The organism is Streptomyces sp. NPDC013455, from assembly GCF_040632975.1.
GTDB lineage: Bacteria > Actinomycetota > Actinomycetes > Streptomycetales > Streptomycetaceae > Streptomyces.
On the sequence record NZ_JBEYCX010000028.1, the window covers coordinates 57,569 to 69,946 of the forward strand.

A 12,378-nucleotide genomic window follows, 5' to 3' on the forward strand; every position below is an offset into this window, starting at 1 on the left:
GGGTCGCGCGGTGCTGGCCGTCCTCAGCCTAGGACGCGGCGTGCCGGGCCTCCCATCCCTCGGTCTGGTAGTCGGTCTGCGGGGGCGGCCCTAGGGCCGGTCCAGGCCGAAGAACGCGCGGTAGGAGTCGAGTTGGCCGGCGAGCATGTGGTGTCCGTGGTGCACGGCGAGTCCGTGTGCGGCGGCCTCGCGCAACAGCCGGGTGTCGTGGGGTTTCATGATGATGTCGGCGACGACGGCGCCGGGTGGCAGCTGCCGCGGCGGGAAGGGCAGCGGGTCGTCGGGGCGCAGGCCGAGCGGGGTGGCGTTGACGGCGATGTCGCAGTCGGACAGCGGCGGGCGGGCGGCGGCGTGGACGCGGCCGGGCCAGTGGGCGGCGAGCCGGTCGGCGAGCGCGGTCAGCCGCGGGGTGTCGGGGTCGGTGAGGGTGAGCCGGTCCACGCCCGCGCCGAGCAGGGCGGCGGCGATGGCGCTGCCGGCCCCGCCCGCGCCGATCAGCGCGGCCTTGGCGCCTTTCGGCCGGTGGCCGGCCTGGACGAGGCCGGCCACGAAGCCGGACCCGTCGAAGTTGTCGGCGAGCCAGGTGCCGTCGGGCTCGGGCCGCAGGGCGTTGGCGCTGCCGGTGAGCTCGACGGTGGGGCTGCGCCGGTCGGCCAGTCGGGCGGCGGCGGTCTTGTGCGGGACGGTGACGAACAGGCCGTCGAGGTTGCCGACGCGCGTCAGGCCTCGTAGGACCGTCTCCAGGTCGTCGGGGCGGACGTGCACGGGGACCAGCACGGCGTCGATGCCGAGGCGGGCGAAGAGCGGGTTGAGCAGCCCGGGTGACCGGACCTGGCCGACGGGGTCGCCGAGGACGGCGTAGAGCCGGGTGGTTCCGCTGACGAGGGTTTGCGAAGGGGTGCCGGCGGCCGGGTCGGTGGCGGCGGCCGGCGGGGTGCCTGCCACCGGTGGGGTGCCGGTGGCAGGTTCGGTGCCGGCGGCCGGTTCGGTGCCCGGTCCGGTCGGCCGGGTGCGGTCGGTCATCGTGGTGCCTCCGTGCGGGGTGCCGTCGCGGTCGTGTACAACTCGGCGACGGCGAAAGCGAGTTCCATGGACTGTTCGGCGTTGAGGCGGGGGTCGCAGGCGGTGCGGTAGCGGCTGGGCAGGTCCGTCTCGGACAGGTCGCGGGCGCCGCCGAGGCACTCGGTGACGTCCTCGCCGGTCGCCTCCAGGTGCAGTCCGCCGGGGTGGGTGCCGAGGGCGCGGTGCACCTGGAGGAAGCCGGTGATCTCGTCGAGGATGTGCTCGTAGTGCCGGGTCTTGTAACCGCTGCTCGTGGTACGGGAGTTGCCGTGCATGGGGTCGCACTGCCAGATCACCTGGCGGCCGGAGGCGGTGACCTTCTCCACGATCGGCGGCAGTACCTCGCGCACCCGGTCGTGGCCCATCCTGCTGATCAGGGTGACCCGGCCGGGCACGCCGTGCGGGTCGAGCCGGCGTACGTACTCCACGGCCTGCTCGGGTGTCGTGGCGGGGCCGATCTTGACGCCGACGGGGTTGGCGAGGAGTTCGGCGAAGGCGAGGTGCGCGCCGCCGGGCTGCCGGGTGCGCTCCCCGATCCACAGGAAGTGGGCGAGGCCGCTGGACAGCCGGGGTTCGGGTCCTTCGGTGTCGATCCACAGCAGGGTGCGTTCGTAGTCCAGCAGGAGGGCCTCGTGACTGGTCCAGATCTCACCGAGGCGGGGCGCGGGGGCGCCGATGCCGGTCATGAAGCGCAGCCCGCGGCCGATCTCGGCGGCCCGTGCCGTGTGCCGGCGGCCCCCGGGCGCGGTCGCGACGAAGCGCCGGTTCTCCTCGTGCAGGGCGTGGGCGTCGGCGAGGTCGCCGCGGGCGAGTCCGCGGACGACGGCGGTCGCCTCCCGGGCGTGACCGTAGGCCCGTGCCATGCGTTCCGGGTCGGGGGTGCGGGCCGCGGGGGTCGGTTCGGCGGCGTTGACGATGTCGCCCCGGTACACGGGCAGCCCGTGGGTGTCGACGGTCGCGGAGCGCGGTTTGGCGTACTGGCCGGCGGCGCGGGCCACCGTGACGACGGGCAGGCCGGCGGCGTGGGTGAGGACCAGCGCCATGCGGCGGAGCAGTCCGAGGTTGGCCCGCAGATGGGGTTCGGTGGTGTCGGCGAAGGTCTCGGCGCAGTCGCCGCTCTGCAGCAGGAGCGCCTCGCCGCGGGCCACGGCCCCGAGCCGGTCGAGCAGCCGCCGGGTCTCGGCGGGGGTGACCAGGGGTTCGCCGGCGGTCAGCCGGCGGACCACGGCCTGGGCCCGGGCCGGGTCCGGCCAGCCGGGCTGCTGTGCGGCGGGCCTGGCCAGGGCCGCTTCGAGCCGGTCGCCGAGGTGCCGTTCGACCGCGCGCCGCCGGATCCGCCCGGGGGTGCCGGGCGGCCACCGTGGTGTGTACGTCATGTCACCGCCGCCTCCGTCCCCGCGGCCCCGGCCGGGGCGGTGGCGACGAGCCGGTCGAGGGGGGCGCGTTCCATCCGGGCCAGCGTCCGGGCGACGGCCTGCTCGGGCACGTCGGCGACGAGTTCCGCGCCGGCCGGGCCGTCCAGGACGAAGGTGAGGCCCGAGCGGGCCTTCTTGTCCCGGCGCATCAGGCCGATGAGCACGTCGGGTTCGGTGTCCTCGGGGAGTGCGGTGGGCAGGCCGTAGGAGGCCACCACGTCATGGTGTTCGCGCACCCGGCCGGGGGTGATGCGGCCGAGGGTGCCGGCGAGCAGGCCCGCGAAGACGGTGCCGACGGCGACGCCCTCGCCGTGCCGGAGGGCGAACCCGGTGGCCGCCTCCAGGGCGTGGCCGAGGGTGTGGCCGTAGTTGAGCAGGTGCCGCAGGCCGGTGTCGCGTTCGTCGGCGGAGACGATGCCCGCCTTGAGCGTGACGCTCGCCGTGATCTGTTCGGTGAGCGACAGTCCGTGCAGGCCGGGGGCGCCGATGAAGTGGCAGCGGGCGATCTCGCCGAGTCCGTTGCGCAGTTCGCGGGGCGGCAGGGTGGTGAGGTAGTCGGTGTCGCACAGGACGGCGGCGGGCTGCCAGTAGGCGCCCACCAGGTTCTTGCCCTCGGGCAGGTTGACGGCGGTCTTGCCGCCGACGCTGGCGTCGACCTGGGCGAGCAGGCTGGTCGGCAGGTGCACGACGGGCACGCCGCGGTGGTAGAGCGCGGCGGCGAGGCCCACCACGTCGGTGGTGGTGCCGCCGCCGACGGAGACGACGGCGTCGGAGCGGGTCAGCCCGAACCGCGCGAAGGCCGTGCACAGGGCCTCCACCGTGCTGAGGTTCTTGTCCGGCTCGCCGTCCCGGGCGGGCAGCAGCAGTGTCTCCACACCCGTCTCGGGCACCCATGCGGCGGGGCGGGCCGTGACGACCGCGACGCGCCGGGCGCCGAGCTTCTCGATGATCCCGGGCAGGGCGGTGCGCACTCCGGGGCCGATGAGCACCTCGTAGGACCGGTCGCCGAAGCGCACCGGGACTTGTCTTGTCACTTACGCCTCACCTTGTTCGGTAGCGCGCGGACTCGGTCGGTCGCCCGGGGCCCGGCCGCGGCGGCTCGCCGCGGCCGGGTCTCCCGGCGGACGGCCCCGGGGGGCTGCCGCCCGGTGGGGCTACTGGCCGGCGGTCACCCGGCGGATGCGGGACTCGGCGCGTTCCTTGCGGTCGTGCTCGTCCAGGTGCGGGTAGGACGGGCAGCCGAAGACCCGCTGGAACGGCTCGAAGGTGTCCCATTCGGAGCGCCGGCGCATCTCCTGGGCGACGGCGTTGTGCTCGCTCCAGAAGTCGCCGCCGATCAGCCGGATCAGGTAGCGCTCCAGCGCCTCGCGGTCGGTGGTGCGGCCGGCGTCGGCGGCGACCGCGACCAGCTCGCCGTCGTAGAAGGCGTGGATGAGCCGGATGTAGGTGTCGTAGCCGGTTTTGAAGAAGTTCTCGTACTCCGCGATCAGCCGGTCGGCGTCCTGCGGGTTCTTCAGGGCCTGGCTCAGGTTCTCGGCGGCGCGGACCGCGGTGGCGGAGGCGACGAGGACACCGCCGGAGAACATGGGGTCGCCGAAGCAGCCGGCGTCGCCGACCATGACCCAGCCGGGGCCGGTGACGGTGTCGGCGTGGTAGCAGTAGTCGGTCTCGACCTTCAGGTCCATGATCGGGCGGGTGCCGGTGAGCCGGGTGGTGATCCGCGGCACCCGGGCGAGGTGCTCCTCGAAGACCTGTTCCGGTGTGGAGGCGCGGAACACGTCGCGGGGCATGACGGTGCCGACGCTGATGACGTCCTTGGACAGCGGGATGGCCCACACCCAGCCGTCGGCGTGCGCGCCGACCTGGATGTCGCCCTCGACCCCGAGGTTGTGCTCCTCGTCCAGGCCCTCGTAGTGCCGGAACACGGCGACCATGCGGAGCTTCTCCAGCGTCTTGCGCAGCCCGAACTTGTGGGCGATGCGCCCGGCGCGGCCGCTGGCGTCGACGACGTACCGGGAGCGGACCTCGTGCTCCTCGCCGTCCTCGGTGTAGCGGACGCCGACCATGCGGTCGCCTTCCATCAGCAGGTCGCCGACGGTGGCACCGTAGTGCACCTCGGCGCCGGCCTTGCCGGCCTCCTCGGCCAGCATGCGGTCGAACCGGGCCCGCTCGACCTGGAAGGCCCGGTCGTAGCGGCCCTCGCCCTGCTTGGCGAAGTCGGCGCGGAAGACGCCGGAGAAGAACTTGGTCTCGGTCGGGTCGATGAACTCGCCGCCGAACTTGGGGACGTAGCCCCCGGCCTCCACGGCGTCCCGGATGCCGATCCGGTCGAACAGGCCCATCATGTACGGCAGCAGGGACTCGCCGATGTGGAAGCGGGGGTTCTGCTCGCGTTCCAGGAGCACCACGGAGTGCCCCTCCTTGGCCAGCGTGTAGGCGCTCACCGCGCCGGCCGGTCCCCCGCCGATGACGACGACGTCGGCCGAGTTGTTGCCCATGGAATGTCCTTCCGGTCGGTTGCTGGTGCGTCGGTTCGGTCGGTCCGCCACCTGGTCACGCGAGGTCGGCGGGGTCGAGTTCGCCGCTGAGGATGGCGGCGACGAGCCTTCGGTGTTCGGTGGCGTCGACGACGGTGCGCACGCGTTCGCGGCCGTCCCGGACGACCAGGTAGCGGTGGCCCTTGAGCACGGCCTGGCCGTTGTCGAACGTCCGGCCGCACAGGGTGCCCCCGCCGTCGTCCTCGGTGGCGGTGGCGTGGTGGGCGCGGGCCCGGTCCTCCAGTTCCTTCCAGTCCTGGTACTGGCGGGCCAGCAGCCGGAACGTGTAGACGGTGCCCCACCGGGTGACGCGCCCGCGCCGCTGGAGGGCGATCGCGCCGTCGTCCTTGCGGACGAGCCGGTACTGGCAGCCGTACTGGGTCTGCACCTCGTCGCTGACCCGCAGCGGTTCGAGGTACGACGGTCCGGGATAGCCCACGTCCACGAGCCACTCCTCGCCGTCGAGGACGGCCCGGATGAACATGTGCTCGATCTCGGTGCCGAAGTTCTCCCGGCCCTCGGCGGTGCTCGCGGCCAGCAGGGACACCTCGTAACCCAGGTGGGTCAGGAGCCGGTGGAAGAGACGGTTGAGCTGGAAGCAGGTGCCTCCCAGTCCCTCCGTGACACCGGTGCGGAACACCTCGTCCTCGTCGATGTCCACGAGGTTCACGCCGTTCTCGAAGCCTTGTCCGGCGACGTTGTACGGCAGTGCCATCATGTGCCGTTTGTGCAGCGTGCGCAGGGTGTCGAGGTCGGGCCGCGTCACCTTGTCGGCACAGCCGATGCGGCGGAGGTAGGCATCCACGTCGAACATGCGGTCATCTGCTCCCTTCGGGTCGGTTCGGGTGGACGCCTCAGACGGAGAGGGCCACGGGGCCGGGCGCGTCCTCGCCGTACATGCGCTCGGTCAGATGGGCGACGATCAGCACGGGCGTGGGGTGGTCGAAGACGAGGCCCGCGGTGAGCTTGGTGCCGGTCAGTTCGCTGAGCCGGTTGCGCAGTTCGAGGGCGGTGAGCGAGTCGAAGCCGATGTCGAACAGGCCCTGGTCGGCGTCGATCCGGTGCCCGGCGGTGTAGCCGAGGACGACGGCCACCTGGGTGCGGACCAGCTCCAGCAGGGCCTCGGTCCGCTCCCCCGCGGGCAGCTGGGCGAGGCGTTCGGCGAGCCGGCGCCGCTCGTCCCCGGTGACGGCGGCCCGCGCCGCCTGCCGGCCCGCCCGGACGAGTCCGCGCAGCAGCGGCGGTACGGCCGTGCCGTCGGCCGCGTCGGCGCGCAGGCCCCGCAGGTCCAGTTTGGCCGGGACGAGCAGGGTGCGGTCGCTGCCCAGGGCGGCGTCGAACAGCGCCATGCCCTCCTCGGGGTCGAGGGCCAGGAGGCCACCGCGGCGGCTGAGCCGGCCGCGGGTGAGTTCGTCGGTGCGTGCCGCCATGCCGGTGGTCTGCTCCCACAGGCCCCAGGCGAGCGACTGCGCCGGGAACCCGGCCGCCCGGCGGCGCGCCACCAGTCCGTCCATGCAGGCGTTCGCGGCACCGTAACCGCCGGTGCCGGCCCCGAGGAAGTGGGCGGACACCGAGGAGTAGGTGACGAACGCGTCCAGGTCCGGGGCGAGTTCGCGGGTCAGTTCGTCCAGGTGCCGGACTGCGGTTACCTTGGGGGCGAACACCCGGGCGAGGCGCTCGGGTTCGATCTCGCCGACCACGCCGGCGTCGAACAGACCGGCCGCGTGCACGACGGCGGTCAGGCGGGGCCCGGTCAGCCCGGTGAGCAGCGCGGCCACCGCGTCCCGGTCGGTGACGTCGCAGGCCGGCACCGCGACCGACGCGGCCCCCAGCGCCTCCAGCTCGGCCACCAGCTCCCGCGCCCCGTCCGCCTCCGGGCCACGCCGGCTGACCAGCACCAGGTGACGGACACCGTGCCGCCGGACCAGGTGCCGGGCCAGCATTCCGGCCAGCGATCCGGTACCGCCGGTGATCAGCACCGTGCCCTCCGGATCCAGCACCGGCCGCGCCGGGGCGGCGGAGGCGGCCCGGGTCAGCCGCGGCACGTACAGCGCCCCGCCCCGCACGGCCACCTGCGGCTCACCCGTCGCCAGCACCGCGCCGAGCAGGGCGCCCGGGTCGGCCGGCTCGGTGCCCGGGTCCGTGCCCGGTCCCTCGCCCGGGTCCGGTGCCGCACCCGTGCCCGGGTCCGTTCCGGGGTCCGTGTCGAGGAGGACGATCTGGTCCGGGTTCTCGGCCTGCGCGGCGCGGATCAGGCCCCAGACGGCGGCGCCGCCCGGGTCGGTGGCCGTCCGGTCGCCGCCGGCGGGAACCGCGCCCCGGGTGAGGACGACCAGCCGGGTGTCGTCCAGGCCGCCGCCGGCGAGCCAGGTCTGGACGACCTCCAGGGTGCGCTCCGTCACGGCGAGCGGGGTGTCGTCGGGGCCGGTCGTCGTGGCGTCCAGGACGACCGCGTGGGGCAGCTCCGCCCCGCCCGGGGCGTCCTCGGCGAGGGTGGCCACCTCCTCCGCGGTGGACACCCGGAGCCAGGACGGCGCCTCGGTGGCCTCGGGCCGGGGCAGCGGGACCCAGTCGACGCCGAAGAGCATGTCGCCACCGCTGCCGGCGCGCAGCTGCTCCGGGGCGACCGGGCGGAACACCAGCGAGTCGGCGCCGAGGACCGGGCTTCCGGTTTCGTCGGCGGCCTCCAGGGACAGCGCGTCCGGCGCGGGCCGGGTGACCCGGACGCGCAGGGACGCGGCCCCGGAGGCGTGCAGGGTGAGCCCGTTCCAGGCGAAGGGCAGCATCGTGCGGTGTTCGCCGCTGCTCAGGAACGCCTTGGTGTGCAGGGCGGCGTCGAGCAGCGCGGGGTGGATGCCGAACCCGGCCGCCGCTTCGTGCTGCTGCTCGGGCAGGGCGATCTCGGCGAACAGTTCGTCGCCGCGCCGCCACACCGCGCGCAGGCCGCGGAAGACGGGCCCGTACCGGTAGTCGTGGTCGCGCAGTCCGGCGTAGAAGTCGTCCGCGGTCACCTCGACGCGTTCCGCGCCGGGCGGCGGCCAGGCGGTGAGGTCGGGGTGCGTGGTGGCCCGGGTGCGGGGGGCCGGGGCGAGGACGCCGGTGGCGTGCCTGGTCCAGCCGTCGGGGCCGGCCGCGCCGTCGCGTGCGGAGTGGATGGTGACGGTGCGGGAGCCGGTGTCGTCGGGGCCGCCGACGGCGACCTGGACGCGTACCCCGCCCTGCGCGGGCAGGATCAGCGGGGCCTCGATGACGAGTTCGTCCAGGGTGGAGCAGCCGGCCTCGTCGCCGGCGCGGACGGCGAGTTCCACCAGTCCGGTGCCGGGCAGCAGGACGACGTCGCCCACGGCGTGGTCGGCGAGCCAGGGGTGGGTGCGCAGCGACAGCCGGGAGGTGCAGAGCACACCGCCGGTGTCGGGGACCTCGACCACCGCGCCGACGAGCGGGTGGTCGGCGCCGGCCAGGCCCAGCGAGGCGGCGTCGCCGGCGGCGGCCGGGGCGGGGAGCCAGTAGTGCTGGTGGTCGAAGGCGTACGTGGGCAGGTCGACGGGGCGGGCGGTGGCCGGCAGGGCGGCGGTCCAGTCGACCGGGACGCCCTTGACGAAGAGTTCGGCCATGGCGGTGAGCAGCCGTCGGGGGCCGCCGTCGTCGCGGCGCAGGGTGCCGGTCACCAGCACGTCGGCGCCGTCGGCGGTCTCGCTGATCGCGGGGGCGAGCACCGGGTGGGCGCCGATTTCCACGAACACGGTGTGCCCGGTCTCCAGCAGGCCGGCGGCGACGGGCCCGAACCGCACGGGGCAGCGCACGTTCCGGTACCAGTAGTCGGCGTCGAGGACGCCGGCGCCGGTGACGCGCTCGCCGGTGACGGTGGAGTGGAAGGGGATGACGGGGGCCTGGGTGCGGACGTCGCCGAACGCCTTCAGGAGGGGTTCGCGCGCGGTCTCCACCCGCGGGGTGTGGGAGGCGAAGTCGGTCGCGATCCGCCGGGCCCGCACGCCGGCGGCCGTCAGCGTCCCGACGGCCTCGTCCAGCGCGTCGGCGTCCCCGGACAGCACCACCGAGGAGGGGCCGTTGACCGCGCAGACGTGCACGCGTCCGGCCCAGGGTTCGACGGCTTCGGCCGCCGCGGCCTCGGACAGGGCCGCGGCGGCCATGCCGCCGTGCCCGGACAGCCGCTCGGCGATCACCTGGGCGCGCAGGGCCACGAGCCGTGCCGCTTCCGGGAGCGGCAGCGCTCCGGCGACGCAGGCCGCGGCGATCTCGCCCTGCGAGTGGCCCAGCACCGCGTCCGGTACGACCCCGGCCGCGGCCCACACGGCCGCCAGCCCGACCATCATGGCGAAGCTCGCCGGCTGGACGACGTCGGCGCGGTCCACGAGGGCGGCCGGTGCCTCGCCGCGCAGCACTTCCTCCAGTTTCCAGTCCACCCAGGGCTCCAGCGCCCGGGCGCACTCGGCGATCCGCTCGGCGAACACCGGGTGGGTGTCCAGCAGTTCGCGGCCCATGCCGGTCCACTGGCCGCCCTGTCCGGGGAAGACGAAGACGATCTTCCCGGTACCGGCCGAGGCGGCGGGGCTGCCGGTGACCAGGGCGGGCGCGCTCTCGCCGCGGGCCAGCGCGCCCAGTCCGGCGAGGGCCTCCTCACGGGTGCCGGCCACCACCACGGCCCGCTCCGGCAGCACGGCCCGCCGGGTCGCCAGCGCGGCCGCGACGTCCGCGGGCGCGGCGCCGGTGTCACCGAGGAACGCGGCGAGGCGTGCGGCCTGCCCGGCGAGCGCCGTGGTGCCGCGGGCCGACACCACCAGCGGTACGACACCGGCCGGCTCGGGCGCGGGCGGCTGCTCCGCCTCCTCGGGTGCCTCCTCGGGGGCCTCCTCCAGGATCAGGTGCGCGTTGGTGCCGCTCAGTCCGAAGGAGGACACCGCGGCCCGCCGCGGCCGCCCCGGGTCGGCCCACTCCCGGGCCTCGGTGAGCAGTTCCACCGCGCCGGCCGACCAGTCGACCTGGGAGGAGGGCGCGTCGACGTGCAGGGTGGCGGGCATTTCGCGGTGCCGCAGGGCCTGTACCGCCTTGATCACACCGGCCACCCCGGCGGCGGCCTGGGCGTGCCCGATGTTCGACTTGAGCGACCCGAGCCACAGCGGCCGCCCCGGATCCCGGTCCTTGCCGTAGGTCGCCAGCAGGGCCTGTGCCTCGATCGGGTCGCCGAGGACGGTGCCGGTGCCGTGGCCCTCCACCAGGTCGACGTCCGCCGGGGTCAGCCCGGCGGCGGCGAGCGCCTTGCGGATGACGCGCTGCTGGGAGGGCCCGTTGGGGGCGGTGAGTCCGTTGGAGGCGCCGTCCTGGTTGACGGCGCTGCCGCGGATCACGGCGAGCACCGGGTGCCCCTTGCGGCGGGCTTCCGAGAGCCGTTCCAGTACGACCACACCCGCGCCCTCGGCCCAGCCGGTGCCGTCGGCGGCGTCGGCGTACGACTTGCACCGCCCGTCCGAGGCCAGTGCCCGCTGCCGGGAGAACTCCAGGAACATGCCGGGGCCGGCCATCACCGTGGACCCGCCGGCGAGCGCCAGGGAGCACTCGCCCGCGCGCAGGGCCTGGGCCGCGAGGTGCATGGCGACCAGGGAGGAGGAGCAGGCGGTGTCGACGGTGACGGCGGGGCCTTCGAAGCCGAAGACGTACGACACCCGGCCGGAGGCCACGCTCGCCCCGGCACCGGTCAGCGCGAACCCGCCCACCTCGTCGGGCACCTCGCCGCCGGAGTAGTAGTCGACGCCCATGATGCCGCTGAACACGCCGACGTCGGTGCCCTTCAGCGACAGGGGATCGATGCCGGCCCGCTCCAGCGCCTCCCACGACGTCTCCAGCAGCAGCCGCTGCTGCGGGTCCATGGCGACCGCCTCACGGGGCGAGATGCCGAAGAACAGCGGGTCGAACAGCGGTGCCTCGTGCAGGAATCCGCCCTGGCCGGCGTGCGAGGTGCCGGCGGAGGCGGTCCCGTCGTCCTGGGGGCCGGCGTCGAGGACCGTGTCGAGGTCCCAGCCGCGGTCCGTGGGGAAGCCGGTGACGCCGTCGCGTGCCTCGCGGACCAGCCGCCACAGGTCCTCGGGGCTGCCGACGCCGCCGGGCAGCCGGCAGGCCATGCCCACCACGGCGACCGGCTCGTCCGGGTCGTGCGGCACGGCCGTCGGCGCGGCGGCGGCCGGGGTGACGCCCTGGAACTCCTCGTCCAGGTGCCGGGCGAGGGCGAGCGGGGTGGGGTAGTCGAAGACGGCGGTGGCGGGCAGGCCGAGTCCGGTGGCCTCGCGCAGCCGGTTGCGCAGTTCGACGGAGGTGAGGGAGTCGAACCCGGCGTCCTTGAAGGCGGTTTCGGACCTGACCCGGTCGGGTCCGGAGTGCCCGAGGACGTTGGCGACATGGGTGCGGACCAGGTCGAGCAGCAGCGCCTCGCGCTCGGCGGGGGGCAGCCCGGCCAGCCGCCCGGCCAGTCCCTCCCGGCCCTCGCGCCCGGTGCCGCGCGCGGTGCGCCGGCCCGCGCGGACGAGCCCGCGCAGCAGCGGCGGCACGGTGGCCCCGCCGGCCGCGTCGGCGCGCAGGCCCCGCAGATCAAGTCTGGCCGGCACCAGCAGGGTGTGTCCGCTCTCCAGCGCCGCGTCGAACAGCCGCATGCCCTCGTCGGGTCCGAGCGCCAGCACACCGCCCCGGCGGCTCATCCGGCTGCGGGACAGGTCGTCCAGGCCGGCACCCATGCCGGTGGTCTGCTCCCACAGGCCCCAGGCGAGCGACTGCGCCGGGAATCCGGCCGCCCGGCGGCGCGCCACCAGTCCGTCCATGCAGGCGTTCGCGGCACCGTAACCGCCGGTGCCCGCGCCGAGGAAGACACCGGAGACGGAGGAGTAGGTCACGAACGCGTCGAGATCGGGCACGAGTTCGCGGGTCAGCTCGTCCAGGTGCCGGACGGCGGTGACCTTGGGGGCGAACACCCGGGCGAGCCGCTCCTCGTCCAGCTCGCCGACCACGCCGGCGTCGAACACCCCGGCCGCGTGCACGACGGCGGTCAGGCGGGGCCCGGTCAGCCCGGTGAGCAGCGCGGCCACCGCGTCCCGGTCGGTGACGTCGCAGGCCGGCACCGCGACCGACGCGGCCCCCAGTGCCTCCAGTTCGGCCACCAGCTCCCGCGCCCCGTCCGCCTCCGGGCCACGCCGGCTGACCAGCACCAGGTGGCGGACACCGTGCCGCCGGACCAGGTGCCGGGCCAGCATTCCGGCCAGGGATCCGGTGCCGCCGGTGATCAGCACCGTGCCCTCCGGGTCCGGCACCGGCCGCGCCGAGCCGTCCCCCGGGGCGACACGCGCCAGCCGCGGCACGTA

General features: G+C 75.1%; 6 protein-coding genes. All 6 read right to left on the bottom strand.

The features are described from left to right. Positions 1–90: 90 nt before the first annotated feature. The 6 genes from ABZ576_RS31695 to ABZ576_RS31720 all read right to left on the bottom strand — a co-directional run bounded on the left by ABZ576_RS31695 (position 91) and on the right by ABZ576_RS31720 (position 12,306). Positions 91–1,023, bottom strand: coding sequence for a shikimate dehydrogenase (locus ABZ576_RS31695; protein WP_360748618.1), 933 nt, complete (start codon positions 1,021–1,023; stop codon positions 91–93). After that, complete coding sequence (locus ABZ576_RS31700) at positions 1,020–2,438, bottom strand: 3-deoxy-7-phosphoheptulonate synthase class II (protein WP_360748621.1); 1,419 nt, start codon at positions 2,436–2,438, stop codon at positions 1,020–1,022. The genes ABZ576_RS31695 and ABZ576_RS31700 overlap by 4 nt, the downstream gene beginning before the upstream one ends. Further along, positions 2,435–3,511, bottom strand: a complete 1,077-nt coding sequence (locus tag ABZ576_RS31705; protein WP_360748624.1) for a 3-dehydroquinate synthase family protein — start codon at positions 3,509–3,511, stop codon at positions 2,435–2,437. Before ABZ576_RS31705 ends, ABZ576_RS31700 begins: the two co-directional genes overlap by 4 nt. 120 nt (positions 3,512–3,631) lie before the next feature. Continuing rightward, the gene (locus ABZ576_RS31710; protein WP_360748627.1) at positions 3,632–4,975 is read right to left on the bottom strand and encodes an NAD(P)/FAD-dependent oxidoreductase; all 1,344 of its coding nucleotides are present in this window, start codon (positions 4,973–4,975) and stop codon (positions 3,632–3,634) included. Positions 4,976–5,030: 55 nt separating this feature from the next. Continuing rightward, entirely contained in the window at positions 5,031–5,828 is a 798-nt protein-coding gene (locus tag ABZ576_RS31715; RefSeq protein ID WP_360748630.1) for an arylamine N-acetyltransferase, read from the bottom strand. A 40-nt stretch (positions 5,829–5,868) separates the two neighbouring features. After that, positions 5,869–12,306 (bottom strand): type I polyketide synthase, encoded by a 6,438-nt coding sequence (locus tag ABZ576_RS31720; protein WP_360748633.1) that lies wholly within the window; start codon positions 12,304–12,306, stop codon positions 5,869–5,871. Positions 12,307–12,378 lie beyond the last annotated feature (72 nt).

Bases quoted from the DNA above. Each gene is read 5' to 3' on its own strand.
- ABZ576_RS31715 (WP_360748630.1), bottom strand. From the start codon at position 5,828: ATGTTCGACGTGGATGCCTACCTCCGCCGCATCGGCTGTGCCGACAAG.
- ABZ576_RS31695 (WP_360748618.1), bottom strand. From the start codon at position 1,023: ATGACCGACCGCACCCGGCCGACCGGACCGGGCACCGAACCGGCCGCC.
- ABZ576_RS31700 (WP_360748621.1), bottom strand. From the start codon at position 2,438: ATGACGTACACACCACGGTGGCCGCCCGGCACCCCCGGGCGGATCCGG.
- ABZ576_RS31710 (WP_360748627.1), bottom strand. From the start codon at position 4,975: ATGGGCAACAACTCGGCCGACGTCGTCGTCATCGGCGGGGGACCGGCC.